This window comes from Pseudochrobactrum sp. B5 (assembly GCF_001939785.1).
Classification (GTDB): domain Bacteria; phylum Pseudomonadota; class Alphaproteobacteria; order Rhizobiales; family Rhizobiaceae; genus Pseudochrobactrum; species Pseudochrobactrum saccharolyticum.
The window spans coordinates 351,479-371,755 of sequence record NZ_MOYL01000003.1; the positions used below are offsets into that span (position 1 = coordinate 351,479).

The 20,277-nt window shown below is 51.5% G+C and carries 19 protein-coding genes; 5 read left to right on the forward strand and 14 right to left on the reverse strand.

Features of this window, described 5'->3' with window-relative positions; all coding sequences use genetic code 11:
- Positions 1-167: 167 nt before the first annotated feature.
- Positions 168-1,178: an ABC transporter substrate-binding protein gene (locus BKD14_RS12030; RefSeq protein WP_022709846.1), complete on the reverse strand. Its 1,011-nt coding sequence runs from the start codon at positions 1,176-1,178 to the stop codon at positions 168-170.
- Positions 1,179-2,027: 849 nt separating this feature from the next.
- Here BKD14_RS12030 and BKD14_RS12035 point away from each other — a divergent pair.
- Positions 2,028-2,456, forward strand: a complete 429-nt coding sequence (locus BKD14_RS12035) for an EamA family transporter (protein ID WP_022709845.1) — start codon at positions 2,028-2,030, stop codon at positions 2,454-2,456.
- Here BKD14_RS12035 and BKD14_RS12040 read toward each other — a convergent pair.
- Positions 2,453-3,238, reverse strand: coding sequence for a TSUP family transporter (locus tag BKD14_RS12040; protein WP_075656427.1), 786 nt, complete (start codon positions 3,236-3,238; stop codon positions 2,453-2,455). The genes BKD14_RS12035 and BKD14_RS12040 overlap by 4 nt on opposite strands.
- A 256-nt stretch (positions 3,239-3,494) precedes the next feature.
- Between BKD14_RS12040 and BKD14_RS12045 the strand changes: the two genes are divergently transcribed.
- A complete protein-coding gene (locus tag BKD14_RS12045) occupies positions 3,495-3,947 on the forward strand; it encodes a TerB family tellurite resistance protein (RefSeq protein WP_075656273.1) in 453 nt (150 codons plus the stop codon).
- 64 nt (positions 3,948-4,011) lie between these two features.
- Here the strand turns inward: BKD14_RS12045 and BKD14_RS12050 are convergent, their stop codons facing one another.
- Together BKD14_RS12050 and BKD14_RS12055 are read right to left on the reverse strand one after the other, a co-directional pair.
- Complete coding sequence (locus BKD14_RS12050) at positions 4,012-5,061, reverse strand: P1 family peptidase (RefSeq protein WP_075656275.1); 1,050 nt, start codon at positions 5,059-5,061, stop codon at positions 4,012-4,014.
- Positions 5,062-5,098: 37 nt separating this feature from the next.
- The gene (locus tag BKD14_RS12055; RefSeq protein ID WP_075656277.1) at positions 5,099-6,169 is read right to left on the reverse strand and encodes an ABC transporter substrate-binding protein; all 1,071 of its coding nucleotides are present in this window, start codon (positions 6,167-6,169) and stop codon (positions 5,099-5,101) included.
- 479 nt (positions 6,170-6,648) lie between these two features.
- Between BKD14_RS12055 and BKD14_RS12060 the strand changes: the two genes are divergently transcribed.
- From BKD14_RS12060 to BKD14_RS12070, 3 genes are all read left to right on the forward strand, one after another.
- Positions 6,649-7,191, forward strand: coding sequence for a flavin reductase family protein (locus tag BKD14_RS12060; protein WP_022709840.1), 543 nt, complete (start codon positions 6,649-6,651; stop codon positions 7,189-7,191).
- Positions 7,192-7,385: 194 nt separating this feature from the next.
- Positions 7,386-8,216 (forward strand): phospholipase, encoded by an 831-nt coding sequence (locus tag BKD14_RS12065; RefSeq protein WP_075656279.1) that lies wholly within the window; start codon positions 7,386-7,388, stop codon positions 8,214-8,216.
- A 171-nt stretch (positions 8,217-8,387) separates the two neighbouring features.
- Positions 8,388-8,876, forward strand: coding sequence for a hypothetical protein (locus tag BKD14_RS12070; RefSeq protein ID WP_075656281.1), 489 nt, complete (start codon positions 8,388-8,390; stop codon positions 8,874-8,876).
- Positions 8,877-9,092: 216 nt separating this feature from the next.
- Here the strand turns inward: BKD14_RS12070 and BKD14_RS12075 are convergent, their stop codons facing one another.
- From BKD14_RS12075 to BKD14_RS12120, 10 genes are all read right to left on the reverse strand, one after another.
- Positions 9,093-9,863, reverse strand: a complete 771-nt coding sequence (locus BKD14_RS12075) for an ABC transporter ATP-binding protein (protein WP_022710890.1) — start codon at positions 9,861-9,863, stop codon at positions 9,093-9,095.
- Complete coding sequence (locus BKD14_RS12080; protein WP_022710891.1) at positions 9,860-10,696, reverse strand: ABC transporter ATP-binding protein; 837 nt, start codon at positions 10,694-10,696, stop codon at positions 9,860-9,862. The genes BKD14_RS12075 and BKD14_RS12080 overlap by 4 nt, the downstream gene beginning before the upstream one ends.
- Entirely contained in the window at positions 10,693-11,622 is a 930-nt protein-coding gene (locus tag BKD14_RS12085; RefSeq protein WP_022710892.1) for an ABC transporter permease, read from the reverse strand. The genes BKD14_RS12080 and BKD14_RS12085 overlap by 4 nt, the downstream gene beginning before the upstream one ends.
- Positions 11,619-12,683 carry an ABC transporter permease gene (locus BKD14_RS12090; protein WP_075656283.1) on the reverse strand — a complete coding sequence of 355 codons (1,065 nt, stop codon included), beginning with the start codon at positions 12,681-12,683 and terminating at the stop codon, positions 11,619-11,621. Before BKD14_RS12090 ends, BKD14_RS12085 begins: the two co-directional genes overlap by 4 nt.
- A gap of 6 nt (positions 12,684-12,689) precedes the next feature.
- Positions 12,690-14,312 (reverse strand): ABC transporter substrate-binding protein, encoded by a 1,623-nt coding sequence (locus BKD14_RS12095; protein ID WP_022710894.1) that lies wholly within the window; start codon positions 14,310-14,312, stop codon positions 12,690-12,692.
- Positions 14,313-14,517: 205 nt separating this feature from the next.
- Positions 14,518-15,582: a dipeptidase gene (locus tag BKD14_RS12100; RefSeq protein ID WP_075656285.1), complete on the reverse strand. Its 1,065-nt coding sequence runs from the start codon at positions 15,580-15,582 to the stop codon at positions 14,518-14,520.
- Positions 15,583-15,957: 375 nt separating this feature from the next.
- Positions 15,958-16,596: an outer membrane protein gene (locus BKD14_RS12105; protein ID WP_075656287.1), complete on the reverse strand. Its 639-nt coding sequence runs from the start codon at positions 16,594-16,596 to the stop codon at positions 15,958-15,960.
- A gap of 199 nt (positions 16,597-16,795) precedes the next feature.
- A complete protein-coding gene (radC, locus tag BKD14_RS12110; protein WP_075656429.1) occupies positions 16,796-17,566 on the reverse strand; it encodes a DNA repair protein RadC in 771 nt (256 codons plus the stop codon).
- 276 nt (positions 17,567-17,842) lie between these two features.
- Positions 17,843-18,646 carry a YggS family pyridoxal phosphate-dependent enzyme gene (locus BKD14_RS12115; RefSeq protein ID WP_075656289.1) on the reverse strand — a complete coding sequence of 268 codons (804 nt, stop codon included), beginning with the start codon at positions 18,644-18,646 and terminating at the stop codon, positions 17,843-17,845.
- 119 nt (positions 18,647-18,765) lie between these two features.
- Complete coding sequence (locus tag BKD14_RS12120; RefSeq protein ID WP_075656431.1) at positions 18,766-20,253, reverse strand: PLP-dependent aminotransferase family protein; 1,488 nt, start codon at positions 20,251-20,253, stop codon at positions 18,766-18,768.
- Positions 20,254-20,277: the final 24 nt, after the last annotated feature.

Below are 20,277 nucleotides of genomic sequence, written 5' to 3' on the forward strand. Positions count from 1 at the left end.
AATGAGGCCGGACAGGAATTTTTGAAGAGGCTTTGTCACTGATAAAAATCAGTGACTAGAGCGGTTTACATCCAGATTGGATCATAGCGCTCGCTCTAGATTCTTTTCATTGTCGCATGTTCGCGGTAGCTCAAATGAATTCATTTGAGCGCGACATGCTCTAAGGATCAGATCGCAGCTTTCACTTTCTCAGCAACATCTGCCGGCACCCACTTCGTCCACATATCTTCCTGTGTTTTCAGGAAGTGAACGGCAGCCTGTTCACCGGTTGCCTGATTGTCGGTCATCCATGCGAGCAGCTTATTCAGCGTTTCATTCGACCATGACCGGTTTTTCAGATAATCGAGGGCAGGGCCTGCACGATCAGAGAATTTCTTGGTGACCAGTGTTTGCACACGATCTTTCGGCCAGCCGTTTTTCTTCGGGTCCGGGCAGTCGAGCACTGTGTTGCAGCGTTTCCATTCGGCTTCATCAATGTCATAGCCGGTTTTCAGCATGACCATTTCATATTTGCCGAGCAGGGCAGTTGGTGCCCAATAGAAGGCAGCAATCGGCTCTTTGCGCTCATTGGCTTTGGCGATAGCGCCGTCCAGACCTGCTGCGGATCCGGTATCGATCAGGTTGAAACCGGCCTTTTCAAATTCAAAAGCCTTGTAGAACTGGCTGGTAACAACCGTGCCGCCCCAACCCGGTGCACCATTATAAATAGCACCCTTGGATGGATTTTCCGGATCGGGAAACAGATCAGGATGTTTCAGCAAATCGTCAAAGGTTTTAATGTCAGGGTTTTTGTCGGCAATATATTTTGGAATCCACCAGCCCTGTTCACCGCCATCGGGCAGGGACTCGGACACGGCAATAATTTTGCCGTCATCAAAACCTTTTTTAACAATATCGGGCAGCAAATCGACCCAGCCTTCCGGAGCAATATCCGGCTGACCTTTTTCTACCATGGATGTGATGGTCGGTACTGTATCGCCGACAACGATTTCCGCATTGCAGCCATAGCCTGCGGTGAGAATGATTTTATCAAGATTGGAAAGCAGTTCTGCGGACTGCCAGTTCATATTGGAAATGGTGACTTCACCGCATTCGGCAGCTTGTGCAGACACAGACATCATACCGGAAGCCGTCAAAAGACCGGCGGCCAGAATAGTTGAAGCAAAGAGCCTCTTCATATGTGTTCTCCTATTCCCCGTGGTACCGGTTGTTATCTGTCTTCCGGTGGTACCGGTGCCGGAGACAGTTAATTTTTTATAATGATATGCAATATTCTAAGCAGCAAACTGTGCGGCTTCACAACGACGATCTGTAACGAATTAGCGACATTCCTATTTAAAGAGTGAAAAACTTTGCTGCTGTCAGTTGTTTTGTGACAGAGGAGAAATGGAGTGCTTCAGTTTTAAAAATGTGACTTATTTTGTCATGAAGATTTTGTGGGTAATATTTAGCTTGGTGTAAAATCAGATAAAAATAGTGATATTATACTTTGAGTAATTTTAAGTATCACTTTGATAGTAAAGAGATTTTTGGGGGGCGTAAGCAGTCTGTGCTACAGGCGCGAAAAAACGCGCTCTGGCATAACAGGCGGGGAAGATTTCTCAGAATTTAGAGCGGAGAAAATACAGGTGCAGGCTTGGCTGCGGCTGCGCATAGAGAGCAGATACGGCAAAAACCGCGCTATCGCTTTTAAGCTTGCGCGGTGATTGCCAAAATACGCTTGGCTTATCTGCCTCACTCAACGCGGCAGATAAAATACAACTCCGGTACGCAGTACCTGATCCGGAGCGGGAGACATAAATATCTCTTATCCACTCTTTTAAACACACATCGTTACCGTTCGGTTATCAAGAGTTTAACGGGTGGTAAATATGCAATTTTTTTGATTGTTTTTCTCTCGGGATGCAGATTATTTCTATTGTGCAATACATTAAATAATGGGCTGCGTGACCATTATTGTTAGTAGCATCTGAAAACTCAGAAGATTATTTACAAGAAACGCAGAAGACAAAGTTAAGGAACAGACAATGACGGAAAGCTGGCAATTCTGGGCGCTGGTATCAGCTGCATTTGCGGCACTGACAGCAATTTTTGCCAAGCTGGGTATTGCCGGAATTAATTCGGATTTTGCGACCTTTATCCGTACATTGGTGATTATCGCAGCCTTGTGCCTGTTTCTCACAATCAGCGGGCAATGGCAGAAAACATCCGATATTTCGGCAAAGAGCTGGTTGTTTCTGGTTCTGTCAGGACTGGCAACCGGTGCGTCATGGATCGCTTATTTTCGTGCGCTTAAAATCGGGGATGCCGCGCGGGTTGCGCCGGTAGACAAGCTCTCAATCATTATGGTGGCAATTTTCGGCGTGGTTTTTCTCGGCGAAAAACTCTCCGCGATAAACTGGGCCGGTGTGGTGATGATCGCAGGTGGTGTTATTCTGCTGACCTTAAAAGTTTAAAACCCGATCCAGAGACGCAGCGGATTGCTTGGCTCCATCAGCAGGCGGATTGTCAGCAGGATACAGGTGATAATCAGCAATGGCTTGATGAGACCTGCGCCGACGCGCATTGCCAGATGGGCACCCGCTGTTGCGCCGAACATTTGGGCGACACCCATCACCAGACCGATTTTCCAGTTAATCGCACCGAAGGCCAAAAAGGTCAGGAAGCTGCCGAAATTAGAGGCAAAGTTGAGCAATTTTGTGTGGGCGGTTGCTTTGAGCAGGCCATAGCCTGCCAGCGACACAAAGCACAGCATGAAGAATGAGCCGGTGCCGGGGCCAAACAAGCCGTCATAAAAACCGATCAGCGGCACGATGGTTACGCCGAAGAGAAACGGCTTCATACGCTGAACGCGGCTGACATCGCCTGCATTTGGTTTCAATGCGAAGTAAATGGCGATAGCGATCAACAGAATTGGCAGCAAGCCATAGAGAAAATCACCCGGAATATAAGTGGCCAGCAGGGCACCAAGCACAGCACCGAGACCGGACATTAAAGCTTGCGGCAATTGCTCTTTGATATTGACATGGCCTTTGCGCGCATAGGACAGGGTTGCGGAAGATGAGCCGAACAGCGATTGCAACTTGTTGGTGCCCAGTGCCTCAACAGGGGGAATACCGGCCAGCATCAGCGCCGGAACGGTAATCATCCCACCGCCGCCTGCAATCGCATCAATAAACCCGGCAATAAAACCGGCGAGAGCGAGCAGCAAAAGCAGGGAATCAATGGAGGCGGTCATAGACGCGAACATGGGGGAACCGTTCAGAACTGTGCAGCGGGTCTTGCGGAGAGGGGCAAAGCAGGCGGCGGGCTTTTATGTTGGGAGCAATTCATAAAGACTGCCGGATAGAGGTGCAAGATGGGACAGAACAATAACGGAATTGTTTATTTAAGTTCGTCTTATTTCTAAAGAGTTGCTAGGCAGGGCTTGTCATTTGGCCGCAGTCTTGCCAACACTGCATTTCTTAAAAGACTTGCGTTTTTCGGGGACGATGATGAGTGAAACGATTTTTGAGCGTATCAGCGCTTATCTGAGCAAAAAGACTGCTGTGCAGCGCCTGTCGGAGGATCCGGCTCTGGTCTCCGAATTGCTGCTGCTGGTGCGGTTGGTTTTTGCCGACGGACAGAAAAATCAGGCTGAAATGAATGCATTATTGCGCATCATGCAGCATGATTTTGATATCAAGCCGGAAGAACTGCCTGAAGTGGCAGATTATCTGAAAACATTCTCCTATGAGACGACCAGTACACAGGCCGCCGCTTTGTTCAGCGAAATGGTGCCGGAACGCCGTCAGTCGCTTGTCGGACATCTGCTGACCATTGCAAAAGCGGATAATGAAATTCATCCGGCGGAAAGTGCATTGATTGCCCGTGTGGTTGAGCAGCTGAATGTTACACCGGAAGAACTGTTTGAGCGCCGCCAGAACAGCGGACAGGTTGAAGATTAAGCACACTCCCTCAAGCGGGGTAATCAACAAAGAAAGAGCGCGCCCCGACCGGCGCGCTTTTTATTTATTCTCCGGCCATGCTCCAGCACGAGAACAGGTCATTTTCTCTCGGTGCAGCATGATAAACTCCGCGTGCTACAGCGCGTGCCATGGTTGAAGCCGCAGCGGCACAAAGATCAATAAAATCTTCAACCGAGGGTTCAATGCCGCTGGCACCGGTGGCGAGTGCAAAGATCAGATCACCGTCAAAAGGTGTATGTGCAGGCCAGATCGCGCGGGAGTAACCGTCATGAGCAGCAATTGCCAGACGCTTGGCCTGCGCTTTAGTTAAAACCGCATCGGTGGCAATGGTACCGATGGTGGTGTTGGCTGCAGGTGGCAGTGCAGCGCCGTTGTCACGGAATTTGATGCGCAGGTCTGTTGCATTTGCAGGCATCGGTGAGGGGTAACCAATCCCGCCGAATTCATTATCCTGCTCAAATGGTGCAGCCCAGAAGTGCTTTGTATCGCCGACTGTGACAGAACCGACCGCATTGACGGCAACCAGTGCGCCCATAGTCATGCCATTCGGCAGTCTGTGAGAGGCAGAGCCAAGCCCGCCTTTGAAACCGGCAACCAGAGCACCGGCACCGGCACCATAACTGCCAAGTTCAAATTCTTCTGCCGCATTTTCCGCTGCCAGATAGCCAAGCTCGCGATAGGGCGGGTAACGTCCCCAGTCTTTATTGCCGCCATTATGCATGTCAAAGAGAATGGCAGAGGGGACAATTGGAATATAATGCCCTGCCGCTTCAAAACCGATTTTTCTCTCGCGCAAGTAAGCCTGCACGCCGGAGGCAGAATCGAGACCGAATGCCGAACCGCCGGAAAGCACAATCGCATTCACGCTTTGCACGGTATTATGCGGCTCCAGCAGATCGGTTTCCCGCGCTCCGGGCGCGCCGCCGAGCACTTGCACCGCAGCAGTGGTTTCACGGTCGCAGAGAATAGTTGTGACGCCGGTTTTGATATGCTCGTCCTGCGCATTGCCAACCCGCAGCCCCGCCACATCGGTAATCAGATTTCGCAGGCCGGAAACAGTGGTGTTGTGGCTGTGGCTCAGCGGCTTTGTCATTTTCTGTCCCCCCATTTTGGTTTTCCCATTTCTGACTTTATTGTACCGGTTCAAAATCCTTGCCGTTAAAGCGCATCAGCCGGTAGGGATTTTCCTGCCGCAAACCTGCAGGTGTAAAGCTGAAGGTGCCACCGGCTGTTTCAAAACGGGTTGCATATAAAAGCTCGGCAGTGGTTTTTTGCGTTTCTGACGGATCGGTCAGGATCTGTGCGGCAATTTGCAGGGCGCTATAGGCAGTTAATGCATAACCGTCAGCCTTCATATCCTGCGTATCCGGTTGCTTTTCAGCCATAGCGGTAATGGCTTTAACTGCGCTTTCTGCCGAAGCCTGTGTAGTGGCTTCAGGAATGGCACTCATCAGCAGTCCTGCTGGCAACGGGTTTTGCGGATCAATGCGCAGAAAGGTTTCGCTGCCTGCTATTGTCAAAGGCCAGTTGGCAGCTGCTGCACTGCGGGCAATGACTGAAGCATCATCCCCTTCACCGCCGAGCAGAATATGGTTGATACCAGCACGTTTCAGCCGTGAGATTAAAGCATTTTGCGAGGTTTGTGCCGGACGGTAAGTGTCGGTCAATGCCGGTTCAAGGCCGCGGGATTTGAAAGCCAGCAGAGCATCGCGCGCAAAGTCACGACCCTGAACGGTTCCGTCTTCAATAAGAGCAAAAGGAGCGGTGCGCCAGAGGGGGGCGAGCTTATCAGCGAGAACTGCCGTTGCGAGCTTGCGATCCGGCTGCAACCGGAAAATGCCAAAACTTTGTCTGGTTTCCTGCTCAAGAATTGTTGGCTGGCGGCTGCCGAGGCTGAGAATGGCTATGCCGTCGCGCGCCAGTACCGGTGCCGCACCTTCAAGCGATTCACTGCACAAATAGCCGATAACGACTTTGACTTTTGCCTGTCTGAGTTTCTCGGCTGTGGCGGCATCCTGATCCGCTTTACAATATTCCTGCATATAGACAAGACTGACGGGATATTGGTTTTGTATTTTAGCCGCTTCTGCACCAAGCATGATCTGTTTTGCCAGAGTGGCATAGGGCCCCTCAAACGGTGCAACAATACCGATTTGCAGGGGAGAATTATCAGCCTGTGTCTGGCCGTGAGCGGTGCTCATGATCAGCGCTGATAGTCCGGTACAAAGACAGTAAAGCGTGGCGGCAAGTCTCATGAGATGCGGGTTCAACCTTGATAAGAAAATTCTGATCTCAGAGGTAGAGTGTTCTGCATCTGCTTGCAATGGCTTAGTATCTGATCCAAAACCGCCTGACTTGGCTGCAAATGGCAATTTTCTCCGCTTCCGTACTCACATACATTAAGTACGCTCCGTGCGGATGCTCAAAAATCACCATTTTCGCTTGTGTCAGTCGCTTTTTGATTCAGATACTTAAACTTGTTCTGGCCATACCTACGTAACTGTGCTGATTTTCTGTTGTCGTGTTTAGAATTCTGCTTTTATAGAGTTAAACGACAGTCCTCACTGTCATTTGATTGCTAAAATCGAAGAGTTGGTACTGTAAAGTGGGCACCGGACGTGTAAGAGGGTGTTGAAATCTTATGCGCATTTTATAGTGGTGCACTGGCAGAGCGATATAAATGAATATGGTAAAGTCTATTGTGACGACAAATCAGGCTGTGGATCCGCTGAACTATCGCAATGCGATGAGCCAGTTTGCCGGTGCTGTGAATATTGTGACGACTGACGGTCCGGCCGGACGCCGTGCTCTGACGCTTTCTGCCGGTTGTTCCGTATCAGATAATCCGGCGACCATTCTGATCTGCCTGCAGCGTGTGCATACCGATAATCTGATGTTCATTGAAAACGGTGTTTTTGCTTTCAATGTGCTTCATGCGGGGCAAAAAGATCTCGCAGAGGCTTTTGCCGGCCGCAATCACCTGACCATGGAAGAGCGTTTTGCCTTGGCTGAGTGGGATGTCATGGCGACAGGCTCGCCGGTTCTCAAAGGCGCGCTGGCAAGTCTCGATTGCAAGATCATCTCGCGTCAGGATCATGCCACGCATCATGTTCTGTTCGGGGAAGTGCTGGCCTTGCGGCAGATTTCTGCGGAACAGTCGCAGGCCGAGGGCAATGAAGCGCTGGTTTATCTCAACCGCTCCTATCATCAGCTCAAAATCTGAAGCCTGTTAATTAAACGAGACTTGGTTTGACAAAAAAGCCCGTGCGCAGCACTCTGCGCGCGGGTATTTTTATTATGAGAATGCTCAAGGACTAAAAGGGGAGGCTGCAAAGGGAGATTGCAGTGGGAGTTTTGGGAATTTCATTGCGGCCTGCGGGGGCGCTGGTTCTGGCTGCGGGATTATTCTGCGCTGGTATGGCTCATGCGCAACCGCAGTTACAACCTTTCAAAGATGACTTGTTTTCTGCACAGACCGTGCTGAAAAGCGCCGATGGCGGCAATTATCTCATCCTCGATTATAATGAAATGCGCGACATTAACGGGCGCGACACCATTGTTGAGAAACGGGTGCAGGATAAATATGTCTCGCTGAAAATACGGGCGCAGCAGAAGGATGTTGCTGTGCCGACTGCAGCGGGCATGGTGAAGACCTATCAGGTCGGCAAATTGACATCACAGACCTCCATGATTGTGCTCTATCTCCATGGTAAAGGCGGCAACCGCCATCAGGGTGTGAATGACTTTACATTTGGCGGTAATTTTAACCGGCTTAAGAATCTGGTGGTGCAGGGTGGTGGTGTCTATCTCGCCCCTGATTTTTCGGATTTCGCAGCCAAGGGAACTTCAGAAATTTCCGGTTTGATTGCTGCCATGAAGCAGCAGGCACCACGTGCCAAGGTGATTGTCACCTGCGGTTCAGCGGGTGGTGTGCTGTGCTGGCAATTGACTGCGGATGCAACTGCGGCGCAGCAGATTGACGGGCTGGCACTGCTTGGCTCCCTCTGGGATGACCAGTTCCGCAAGAGCATTGCGTTTAAACGTAAGGTTCCGGTTTTCCTAAGCCATGGCAGTCGTGATCCGGTTTTTGCGATTGACAGTCAGGAAGCTTTTTACCGGTCTTTGCGCAAAACAAAGGGCGGATATCCGGTGGTGATGCATCGTTATGAAAGCGGCAATCACGGTACGCCGATCCGCATGACAGACTGGCGGGTGGCATTGAACTGGCTTGTCAGCAAGGCTCCATAAAATCTGTTGCGGATAATGGCCGTGCAGGACATTTTGACTGTGGAGCATGAAGGATTGTTGGTCAGTGTGACTGTGCTGCCACTCGACATTTGGGAAAAAGCGAATAGGTTCGGCTCAGAAAAAAGTGACGATTTCACTGCAATAACATCTGTTTTATGAATGAGGCATGGTATGCGCACCAGCACAGGTTCCGCAAAACGTTTTGTACTTCTGGCAATGTTTGCTCCGCTGGTTGCCGCCTGTACCACAACATCCAATACAACACCGGCTCCGACAACGGCTGCTGCACAGGCGCCGGTTCCGGTTGCTTCGCAAATGCCTAGCTTCCCGCAATTCGTGCGCAGCAATGTAGCGCCTGAACTGGCAAATCCGTGCATTACAGCAGCGGCTAACCGCTACTATATTCCGGAGCGCGTGGTTACTGCTGTAGACAGCCGTCCGGGCGGCGGTGGCAATACGGATGTGATCCTGAAAGTGGATTCCCGTGATGCACGCTGCACAATCAGCGCCAACGGCACTGTGCGTTCGGTTGTTGATACCAGCCCGATGAGTGCCGATCAGCGCGCAGCCAATGAAGCAGCAGCTAAAGCGCCTGCAGCAACGCCTGCCAAGGCTGCACCTGCGAAAAAAGCCGCAGCAAAACAGAAAAAAGCCAGCTGATTTTTTAGAGCGCCGTGCGCCCTCCCGGGCGCACAAAGGTCGCTCTAACATTTTATAGGCTGAGAATTACAAAAAAGCCGCTCTTAATACAGAGCGCCTTTTTTGTTTGAGAAAATGATTCCGATAGTGGTGCTAACCATCTGAAATCATTGTGTAGATGAAGAAAAGGCCGCGGTCGTGAGACACGCGGCCTGATTTTTTAATGATGTCAGGAAATCAGCGTTTGAAGCCTTCACTGGCAACCATCAGATTGCGTGTATAGTCTTCTTTCAGATTGCCCTTGGCGAGATCATCAGCTTTGAGTTTCTCAACAATCGTACCATTTTGCATAACTGCCAGCTCATCACACATATGAGTGATAACTGCGAGATCGTGACTGACCATAACGAAGGTCAGCTTACGGTCACGACGGATCTGCTCCAGCAGGTTGAGCACTTCCGCCTGAACGGAAGCATCAAGTGCGGAAGTCGGTTCATCCAGCAGCAGAATGCTTGGCTCGACGATGAGGGCGCGTGCAATCGCAATACGCTGACGCTGACCACCGGAAAGCTGGTGCGGATAGCGGAAGCGGAAGCCGGAGCCCAAGCCTACTTCATCCAATGCACGGACAATACGCTTCTCCGTGTCTTTGATGCCGTGGATAGCCAATGGCTCAAGCAAGAGGCGATCTACAGTCTGGCGCGGGTGCAGGGAACCGTAAGGATCCTGAAACACCATCTGTACTGTGTTGTAGAAGGCCTTGTCACGCGGATTTGGTATTGGCTTGCCGTTGACCTCAATCTTGCCGGAAGAGGTTGGTGCCAGTCCGGCAACTGCGCGCAGCAGTGTGGACTTGCCCGAACCGGATTCACCGACCAGACCAAAGGAGGAGCCATTAGCAACCGTGATCGAGGCATCTTTCAACGCGTGGAAGTCATTGAACAATACATTGAGATTTTCAATGAACAATGCCGGATTGGCAGGTGTTTTTGTACTGGTACCGGTCATACGCTCCACTCCGCCTGACGTTGCAGGGTTGGCAGCGGATGACGGTCAGCGCCGATCTTAGGCATGCAGTTCAGAAGCCCCTGAGTATATGGATGTTTTGCATTGGCCAGATCGCTTGCGGCAATTTCCTCAACAATACGACCGGCATACATCACGATAACGCGGTCGCAGAATGAGGAGACCAGACGCAGATCGTGGCTGATAAAGATCAGCCCCATTCCGCGGTCTGCCACCAGCTTGTCGAGAATACCAAGCACTTCAAGCTGAACGGTGACGTCGAGAGCCGAAGTCGGTTCATCGGCGATCAGCAGTTCAGGCTGGGCAATCAGCATCATCGCGATCATTACGCGCTGTCCCATGCCGCCGGATACTTCGTGCGGATAGAGATCAAAAACGCGCTCCGGATCACGGATCTGTACCGCTTCCAGCATTTCCAGAGCCTTTTGACGGGCTTCGGATTTTTTGACCGGTGCATGAGCCGAAAGCGTCTCAATAATCTGGCGACCAATGGTCATAACCGGATTGAGCGAATATTTCGGATCCTGCAATACCATTGCCACGCGGCTGCCGCGCAAAGCACGGCGTTCTTTTGCAGAGATGCCGAGCAGATCAATACCATCAAATTCCAGACGCTTGGCAGTGATTTTTGCATGGGGTGGTGTCAGCCCCATGATGGCGCGGCCGGTCTGGGATTTACCCGAACCGGATTCACCCACAATACCCAGACGCTCACGTCCCAGTGTGAAAGACACGCCGCGAACAGCCTCAATCGAGCCGGTGCGGGTAGGGAATGATACCCGCAGATCGTCAACATAAAGCAGCTTATCACTCATTGGTTGTTGCCTCGCGGATCAAGAGCGTCACGCAGGCCGTCACCAAGCAGGTTGAAGCCAAGGCTGACAATGAGAATGGCCATGCCCGGTACAGCGGCTACCCACCACTGGTCGAGAATGAAACGACGGCCGGAAGCAATCATTGCACCCCATTCAGGCAGTGGCGGTTGAGCACCGAGACCCAGGAAGCCAAGACCGGCAGCAGTCAGAATAATACCGGCCATATCCAGCGTCACACGAACGATCAGCGAGGACAGGCAGAGCGGCATAATATGACGGATGACGATACGGGCAGGGGATGCGCCCATCAGTTTCACAGCTGAAATATAGTCCGAATTGCGCAATGTCAGTGTTTCTGCACGGGCAATACGGGCATAAGGCGGCCATGAGGTAATCGCAATCGCGATAACCGCATTTTCAATGCCGGGTCCGAGAGCCGCAACAAAAGCGAGCGCCAGAATGAGCTTCGGGAAGGCAAGGAAAATATCGGTAATACGCATTAGCAGCGCATCAACCCAGCCACCGGCATAACCGGCTACAGTGCCGACCAGAAGGCCGACCGGTGCGGACAGGATAGCAACCAGCAGCACAACATAGAGTGTCCAGCGTGAGCCGTAGATCAGACGGGAGAGAATATCGCGCCCCTGATCGTCTGTACCGAGCAGATAGCCCGGTGAGCCCATTGGCAGCAGGCGTGAATTGGCCAGATCACCGGAAACCGGTGAATGCGGTGCCAGCCATGGTGCAAAGGCAGCCACAAATACCAGCAGACCGATGATAATCAGGCCGAGTACCGCAAGTTTATTCGCGGTAAAACGGCGCCAGATCATGTAGGAACGGCCGAGTTTGGCTTGTGCACGGGATTGCGGACGCTCAGTGAGCAGCCATTCCCGCCATGTTTCTTTTGGAAGTGTTGTCTCACTCATCGTGCGCGCGTCCGTGGGTCGAGTGTCCGATAGAGCAGATCGGAAAGCAGATTAAGGGCAATAAACACAGAGCCGATGATAATAGTGCCGCCGAGAACAGCATTCATATCAGCGCTTTGCAGAGAATTGGTGATGTACAGACCAAGACCCGGCCATGAGAATACGGTCTCAGTCAGAACCGAGCCTTCCAGCATACCGGCATAGGACAGGGCAATCACAGTCACAAGCGGCACAGCCGCATTGCGCAGGGCATGACCCCAGATGATCTTGGTTTCGCTTAAGCCCTTTGCACGCGCTGCAACGATATATTCCTGATCCAGTTCATTGAGCATGAAAGAACGGGTCATGCGGCTGATATAGGCCAGAGAGAAATAACCGAGCAATGATGCAGGCAGAATGATATGCGAGAGAATATTCCCCAACGCATCCCACTGGCGCTGAATAATCGCATCCAGCATATAAAGACCGGTGATCGGCGTGAAGGTATATTCATAGGCCACGTCAATACGACCCGGACCTGCAACCCAGCCAAGTTTGGCGTAGAAAATCAGCAGACAGATCATGCCGAGCCAGAAGATCGGAACGGAATAACCGAACAGACCGATAACGCGCACCAGCTGATCGATGAAGCTGCCGCGCTTTACAGCCGCGAGCACACCGAGCGGAATGCCGAAGACAGCGCCGATCAGCGTGCCGATTGTTGCCAGTTCCATTGTCGCAGGGAAAACGCGCTTGATATCAGTCATAACCGGATTGGAGGTCAGAACCGACATGCCGAAATCGCCGGACAGGGCTTTTTGAACATAAATAATGAATTGCTGCCAGATCGGCAGATTTAATCCTAACTCTTCGCGGGTGCGCTCAATAACATGAGCCGGTGCGCGGTCACCGAGAATTGCAAGAACCGGATCAATCGGAATGACGCGACCAATGAAGAAGGTCACAGCCAGCAGTCCGAGATAGGTTGTGATGACGACCAGCAAGAAGCTCCCGATCCCGAGAGCCCATTTGCTGACCCGGGCGTTTTTGCGCCCGGATGCTGTAATAGTGGTTACACTCATACCGTATTATTTCTTCGATACGTCGTAGACAGAGTTGGTGGTGAAGGTCACGCCCAGCTTGTAGTTTTCGACATTATTGCGGTAAGCGGCAACTTCAGTCTGCTGGAACAGAATGACAAACGGACCGTCATCAAGCAGTTTCTTCTGCAGGTCCATATACATCTGTGTACGCTTCTCAGTGTCGCGTTCCAGAACAGCAGCTTTGGTTTCCTTGGTCAGCTCAGGAATATCCCACGCGTTGCGCCATGCCAGTGTTTTGGCCGATGCATCGTCTTTATTGTCAGGATTGCTGGCAAAGGTATCCGCATTGGTGTTTGGATCCCAGTAGTCTGTGCCCCACTGACCGATATAGAGATCATGCTTGCGGGCACGATATTTGGTCAGGGTCTGTTTGCCGTCGCCCGGAATGATTTCCATCTTGATACCGGCCTGAGCAAAAGTCTGCTGAATGGATTCAGCAATACCGGTTACAGGCTGGCTGGAACGCACATCCATGGTGATGTTGAAACCGTCTTTCAGACCGGCTTTTTCCAGCAATTCCTTAGCCTTGGCTACATCGAGCTTGTACGGTTTTTCATCCGACGCGCCGAGCAGACCCTTTGGCAGGAATGTCTGGTGCTGAACACCGATATGTTTAATCAGTGTTGATTCAATCGCGCTGTAATCAACGAGATATTTCAGAGCTTCACGCACTTCAGGCTTGGCCAGAGTTTCGTTTTTCTGGTTGAGGCTGAAGTAATAAACAGTGCCCTTTGGTGCGGATGCCAGCGAAACGCCTTCAGTCTTGGCAATCGCATCAATGTCGCCCGGCTCAAGGTTACGCGCTACGTCGATATCGCCTTTTTCAAGCATCAGACGCTGGGTCGCGCTTTCCTTGACATAGCGGTAAATCGCGCGTTTCAGCGGGGATTTGTCGCCACGGTAATTGTCATTGCGTTCCAGAACAACGATTTCATTGGCGCGCCAGTCGCGGACAATCATCGGGCCGGAACCGGCATAGTTGGTCTTCAGCCAGCCATAGCCGTAATCGCCGTCTTTGGCGTTTTCTTCAACCAGTTTCTTGTCAACAACCGAAGCCACGTCAGCGGTCAGGCAGTTCAGCACGAAGCTTGGCGCATAGGACTGGTCAACAGTGATAACCAGTGTATTGGCATCGGTTGCCTTGATCTTCTCTTCCACATTATCCGGCTTGAAACCGAACTGGGTGAGGATGAAAGACGGGCTCTTGTCGATCTTAACAGCGCGGATGAGCGAGTAGGCCACATCTTCAGCTGTCAGCGGGTTGCCGGAGGCGAATTTCTGGCCTTCACGGATTTTGAAAGTATAGGTCAGGCCGTCTTCGGAAACTTCCCAGCTTTCCGCAACGTCGCCGATGACTTTGGATGCATCATTCGGGTCGAGACGCAGCAGGCGGTCATAGGTGTTGCCGAGGATTTCACCGGTGGAGAGCTCGAAAGATTCCGCCGGATCCAGCGTAATCATGTCATCGAATGTCCAGCCCAGAACCAGTGTATCGGCCGGTGTTGCGGCCTGCACTGCTGCTGCGCTGACAAATACGCCCAGAGCGGCGGTGGCTGCGAGATAACCAAAACGATTTAATGTTTTAATCCCGTTGGATTTTTTAATCATTATATACCCCATATTTCATCCCAAATGATTGGCCGTTCAACGTGCCTGCGATACTGAAAACACGTGTATCGCACCGTGTTATTTTCTTTCTGCCGAGCTAATCCGGCAGAAAGATTTTTATCTATCATATGATTGAATGGCAGGACTCCGCAAGGAGGCTGACACTTGTCGTCAACTGATTGTTTTTGTGCTTTTTTATGATTGCTCAGTGGTGTTCATGCCAGGCAGAGCGCAGCACACGCAGCCAGTTTTCACGACAGATTTTTGCAAGATCATCCTCGCCATAGCCCGCTTCCCGCAGCGCCTGAACGAGATTTTGTGTACCCGCAGCATCCGTAATACCTTCCGGTATCGGGCCGCCGTCATAATCCGAGCCGAGCGCCACACCATCGATGCCGACTTTCTTCACCAGATAATCAATATGGCGCACCATATCGCTCATCGGTGTTGCCGTATTCACCTGACCATCTGCGCGCAGCATGGTGGTGACATAGTTCAGGCCGACCAGACCATTGCTCTCGGCAATTGCATCCAGCTGTTTGTCGGTGAGGTTGCGTGCAACCGGTGTCAGGGCATGGGCATTGGAATGGCTGGCAATCAAAGGCTGATTGCTGAGTTTGGCCACATCCCAGAAGCCTTTTTCAGTGATATGCGACAGGTCGATCAGGATGCCGAGGCTATTGCAGGCCTTAATCAGCTCTTTACCGGCATCGGTCAGTCCCGGTGCGGTATCAGGGCTCATCGGATAGGAGAACGGTACGCCGTGGCCGAAAATATTATGGCGGCTCCAGACAGGGCCGAGCGAGCGCAAACCGGCCTGATAGAACAGTTCCAGTGCCTTCAGATCCTTGTCGAGCGCTTCACAACCTTCCATATGCAGAACGGCTGCAAAGTCGCCGTCTGCAATGGCATTGTCGATATCCTGACCGGTACGGCAGATTTTCCATCCGCCTGCGCGTTCAAGCTTATAGGCAATGTCGATAAATTCGCTGGCGATGTCGAAGGAATAGGTGCGGTCAAGCGGGGCAGCAAGCGGCGTGTCGTAATGACCATTGCTGTCCGGTTCGCCGAAAATTGTTTCGCCGGTAGCAGGGTTGGGAATGTAAATCGCGCAGAGACCGCCGGCAAGGCCGCCTTTGCGGGAGCGTGGCAGATCAATATGACCCTGCGTGGTTCCTTCGATAAATTCCTTTATCGGATCTTCGCCTTTATTACGGTTCTCCCAAAGACGAAGCAGCACATCATTATGGCCGTCAAAAACTGCTTGCATGATTAAATTCCCAATTTCCTCAGCTTAACTTTAAAATCAGGGAGCCTGTTCAAGTCAAGCTGCGGGGCACACTCAAGCTGTTGACCGGTTGAGACGGCGCAAAGGTGCGCACAGAAAAGCGGTGAAAATGACGAAGACAAAGAGGAAAATGCATCGAAAAAGTTATTATCCTGACATTAATCAGGTGGGGGAATGCAAAATTTGCATAAGCCTATGCTGAAAAAACAAACCATATTCAGAATGGATACGCTTATTCAAGCTTTTGTTTTTTATAATAAAATCAATGTATTTTAGCAAAAAATCTGAAAATATGAAAAAAGCGCCGTATTTAAGAAAATACGGCGCTTTGGTTTGTTTTGTTCAAATACTCAAGAATCAGAAGCGGTAATTAACACCGGCTTTCAGAGTGTGAGTCTTGAGATTGTTTTCATAACGTGTGTCATTCACGCTGGTTTTTACGCCATTGTGACGCATATAGTTATATTCTGCTTTGACAGAGAACGGACCGGAGAGCTGTTGCTCAACACCAACGCCCATCTGTACGCCGCCAGCCCATTTGCTGCCGGATGTAACATTGTCTTTTGGTTTGAAACGGGTCAGGCCATAACCGACAGTACCGTAAACCAGAGTCTTGTCCATGGCATAACCGGCTTTCACCTTGGCTACACCGCTCCATGACTGCTGCAGACGGCCGCCATCCTGAATTTTATGTTCCGCTTCACCGAAGTTGCCTTCGACTTCACCACCATAAACGAAGTTGCCGGACTGGAAGTTCTTACCGGCAACGATACCGCCCATTGCCGAAGTACGGCTGGAGAACGGGCTTGGTGTTTTGGAAGAAGTGGTGCCGAGATGCGCGCCGACATAGTTACCTTCCCATGTCGCAGGCGCATCATAGCTCGATGAGCTGTCATTGTAGTTATAGTCATTATTGAAGGAATCTGCTGCGAAAGCAGAAGCCTGTGTAAGTGCCAGCGCGAGTGCTGCTGTGCTCATAAGTGTAAAGTGACGCATAGTCCGGCTCCGTATTTGCCATGTGAGGCAATCTTGAAATTTGTCTGGCGCCCGAGTCTTTTTAGTCTTGCGCCTTTGAGCCGGTTATGCCGGTTAATTGTGACCAATTTGGTTTGTTTATGTCATGTTTCTGTTAAGCCGGTCTTATTGTTTTGTTTATAATTAATAATGGGTTAACCGGATTTTTGTGCGTATTTTTTCAGATAAGTCCGAGGCCGCGCATACTGATATGACCAGCTTTGCCGATGATAATATGGTCGTGGACAGCGATATTCAGCGGCGATGCAATTGAGATAATTACCTTGGTCATATCAATATCGGCGCGGGATGGTGTTGCGTCACCGGACGGATGATTATGGAATAAGATCAGGGCAGTAGAGGACAGTTCCAGTGCCCGTTTGATGACTTCGCGCGGATAGACCGGTGTATGATCGACAGTACCGATTTGCTGTATTTCATCGGCGATCAGGCGGTTCTTCTTATCAAGAAACAGGATGCGGAATTGCTCGCGGTTTTCATAGGCCATTGAGGTCATGCAATAGGCGATGACCTTGCTCCATGAATCCAGCACATCCTTTTTCATGATTTCACTTTTGCCGGAACGGCGGGCACAGGCGTTAAGCAGTTTGATATCCTGCGCCACGGCTTCACCGCAGCCTGCAACTTCCCTTAGTAATTGCGGTTCTGCCCCCAGCACACCGGCAAAACTGCCGAACCGGTTGAGCAGAGCTTTGGCCAGAGGTTTGGTATCTGCCCGCGCAATGGTGCGAAACAACAAAAGCTCCAGCAGCTCATAATCGGCCAGAACGTCGTCGCCATGATTGTTGAAACGCTCGCGCAGGCGCTGACGGTGGCCGCTATAATGGGGTTTGTTTTTCTTTGCAGCTGCAGAGGTTTTAACAGGCTGTTCCGGTTGCGGAGGTGTTTCTGCCGAACAAACCGGATGGTTTTCGGTTGCTCCGGCAGGCACAGACAAGCGGCCGGAAGGCTGTTGCATTATGCCAGCCTCGTTGAATATCTGCAGATGAAGTCTCTCATCAGCAGGCGGAAACAGATCTGTCTCATCCGCTGACGCAATTTTATTTGCCATACTGCAACGTGCCCCCGAATGCACAGATGGCTACCGCAGGGATGAGCGGTTTCCGTTTACAGATTAAGCGGAAAATCTCAGAATGGTCTATCGGAAAATAGGTTTTAAGAGGCAGTTTAACAATTTAAGTATTTGATTATATTTCTTAAATTGTTTTTATGGCTGAGCTGATTGCTGTGTTGTGTCTGTCAGACCCGGCCAGTAAAAAGCGTCTGCAGTCGGCCTTGGGCCAAAGATTGCCTGACCGACGCGGACAATATCCGCGCCTTCTTCAATCGCCGCCTCAAAATCACCGGACATGCCCATCGAGAGTTTGGTGATACCGGAATGATGCCGCGCCGCCTGATCACGCAGGTTGCGCAGAAGCCGGAAGCATGGGCGCACTTTATTAAGATCAGAGCTGAACAGAGCAAGGGTCATCAGGCCGCGCGGTTGCAGACGCGGAAAATCGGGCAGGCGCTCGATGAATGGCAGCAGATCATCGGGATGCAGACCATATTTGCTCTCTTCACCGGATGTGTTGACCTGCACAAAGACATCCAGATCTTTGTTTTCACTTTCCAGCCGACGGTTCAGTTCTTCCGCAAGGCGGATACTGTCGAGCGCATGAAACTCTGTGGCGAAACGTGTGAGATATTTGACCTTATTGGTCTGGAGATGGCCGATAATGCTCCAGTTAATCGCAAGATCTTCCAATTTCGCACGCTTGTCGCGGGCTTCCTGAAGTTTGTTTTCGCTAAAATCTGTAATGCCTGCGGCAAACGCATAGCGCAGAATATGTGCAGGAACAGTTTTGGTAACCGGTAGCAGACGCACATCTTCTGGCTTGCGATCACTGCGCAAGGCTGCCGCAGCAATACGTTCCTGAACCAGCTGCAAATTCTGCGCAAAGCGAATTGCGGGTGTTTCACCAAAGCGGGCAATATCTTCGGCAGAAAGCGGGGTGAGCAGTTGATCCATGGCATGTGTCTTTCAGTCGTGCTGCCTTGAGTGCAGGCAAAATACGACACAGAGCATAGTATAGAAATGGCTGGCTTAGACCGGCCACTTTTGAATTCACTGGCAGGCCATTTGAAATTTCAGATTTTGATGTTCTGAAAAGCTGTTTTGAGCTTTTTAACGGCAATTTCCAGTTCTGCCGGTGTATAGGCCGCAAAACCCATCAGAAATCCGGCTCTGCCGCTGCCGGATGCATGAAGCGGCGATAGCCCCAGCAATTCGATGCCGACACGTCTTGCGGCATCAATGGCTGCACGCTCCGATATTTCGCAGATCAACAGACACGGCATCTGCAAGCCGCCGATTGGTACACGCGGTTCAATAAATTCGCTCAGATGTATCCCGACGAGTTTTGTCAGAACTTCGAGACGCTCGGCATAAATATTGCGCATGGCACGTATATGCGCACCGAAATGACCGCCCTCCATAAAACGCGCGAGTGTAAGCTGAGCCACGGATGCTGTATGACCATCCAGCAAGGTGCGCGCTACGGTCATGGGTTTAACCAGTTGTGGCGGCAGCACGATATAGCCAATGCGAAGACCCGGAAACAGAGATTTGGTGAAAGTGCCGATATAGATGGTACGGTCATGGGGGTCGAGCCCCTGTACGCAGGCTGTCGGCTTGCCGGTATAGCGAAACTCGCTGTCATAATCGTCTTCGATAATCCATGCCTGATGTCGGGATGCCCATTCGATCAATGCCAGACGCCTGTCCAGCGCCAGTGTTGCACCGGTCGGAAACTGATGGGACGGGGTGAGAAACACGGCTTTGGCTTTAAGCGGATCTTCGAGAATATGCTCAGCTATAATGCCTTGCCGGTCAACGGGAATTGGCACGGGGATCAGTCCCGCCGCATCAAAAGCTCTGCGAGCGCCGTAATAGACCGGATCTTCAATGAAAATACTGTCACCGGCATCCAGCAACATATTGGCGCAGAGTGTCAGTGCTTGCTGCGAACTGGTCAGCACCAGCACACGGTCGGCGGTGGCACGGGCGCCACGCTCCAGATTGACATAATCGGCAATCGCACGGCGCAGCGGCTCAGTGCCTTGCGGATTGCCGTGCAGCAGTGCCTGCGTGCCGGTTTCTTTGAGAACCTGCCGTTCCAGCCGCTCCCAGAGTTGTATCGGGAAGCTGCGGGTTTCCGGCAGACCTGGTGCAAAAGGGCGGGGAACCAGTTGTTCACGCACACCGCCGCTTCGAAACATGGCATTGCCGCGTTTGCTCAGGTTCGGTGCCTGATTGCGGGCAAGCGCATCGCGTTGCGAGAGCCTGCGCCCCGCAGAGAAGTCGGTCATCTCGGCCACGAAACTGCCACTGCCAACCCGACGCTCAATAAAGCCTTCTGCATGAAGCTGGCTATAGGCAGCCTCAATCGTATCACGCGAGACATCCAGCGATTTTGCCAAGGCGCGGGAGGCGGGGAGCGGTTTACCCGATGCCAATGCACCATTGACGATCAGTTGGCGGATGGCGCGCTGTATCCGTGCATGAAGCGGCATCGTGGCATGAGCCGGATGGGCAATCCATGCTTTGACAGATTCAAGTTGGGAGTGCCTGAACAATTGGTCTGGCTCCAAAGCGATAAG

Coding starts and splice junctions, on each gene's coding strand:
- BKD14_RS12045 (WP_075656273.1), top strand. CDS start 3,495: ATGAGTGAAACGATTTTTGAGCGTATCAGCGCTTATCTGAGCAAAAAG.
- BKD14_RS12100 (WP_075656285.1), bottom strand. CDS start 15,582: ATGCAAGCAGTTTTTGACGGCCATAATGATGTGCTGCTTCGTCTTTGG.
- BKD14_RS12030 (WP_022709846.1), bottom strand. CDS start 1,178: ATGAAGAGGCTCTTTGCTTCAACTATTCTGGCCGCCGGTCTTTTGACG.
- BKD14_RS12090 (WP_075656283.1), bottom strand. CDS start 12,683: ATGAGTGTAACCACTATTACAGCATCCGGGCGCAAAAACGCCCGGGTC.
- BKD14_RS12080 (WP_022710891.1), bottom strand. CDS start 10,696: ATGAGTGATAAGCTGCTTTATGTTGACGATCTGCGGGTATCATTCCCT.
- BKD14_RS12085 (WP_022710892.1), bottom strand. CDS start 11,622: ATGAGTGAGACAACACTTCCAAAAGAAACATGGCGGGAATGGCTGCTC.
- BKD14_RS12035 (WP_022709845.1), top strand. CDS start 2,028: ATGACGGAAAGCTGGCAATTCTGGGCGCTGGTATCAGCTGCATTTGCG.
- BKD14_RS12075 (WP_022710890.1), bottom strand. CDS start 9,863: ATGACCGGTACCAGTACAAAAACACCTGCCAATCCGGCATTGTTCATT.
- BKD14_RS12095 (WP_022710894.1), bottom strand. CDS start 14,312: ATGATTAAAAAATCCAACGGGATTAAAACATTAAATCGTTTTGGTTAT.
- BKD14_RS12070 (WP_075656281.1), top strand. CDS start 8,388: ATGCGCACCAGCACAGGTTCCGCAAAACGTTTTGTACTTCTGGCAATG.
- BKD14_RS12050 (WP_075656275.1), bottom strand. CDS start 5,061: ATGACAAAGCCGCTGAGCCACAGCCACAACACCACTGTTTCCGGCCTG.
- BKD14_RS12055 (WP_075656277.1), bottom strand. CDS start 6,169: ATGAGCACCGCTCACGGCCAGACACAGGCTGATAATTCTCCCCTGCAA.
- BKD14_RS12115 (WP_075656289.1), bottom strand. CDS start 18,646: ATGGATCAACTGCTCACCCCGCTTTCTGCCGAAGATATTGCCCGCTTT.
- BKD14_RS12105 (WP_075656287.1), bottom strand. CDS start 16,596: ATGCGTCACTTTACACTTATGAGCACAGCAGCACTCGCGCTGGCACTT.
- BKD14_RS12040 (WP_075656427.1), bottom strand. CDS start 3,238: ATGACCGCCTCCATTGATTCCCTGCTTTTGCTGCTCGCTCTCGCCGGT.
- BKD14_RS12065 (WP_075656279.1), top strand. CDS start 7,386: ATGGCTCATGCGCAACCGCAGTTACAACCTTTCAAAGATGACTTGTTT.
- BKD14_RS12060 (WP_022709840.1), top strand. CDS start 6,649: ATGAATATGGTAAAGTCTATTGTGACGACAAATCAGGCTGTGGATCCG.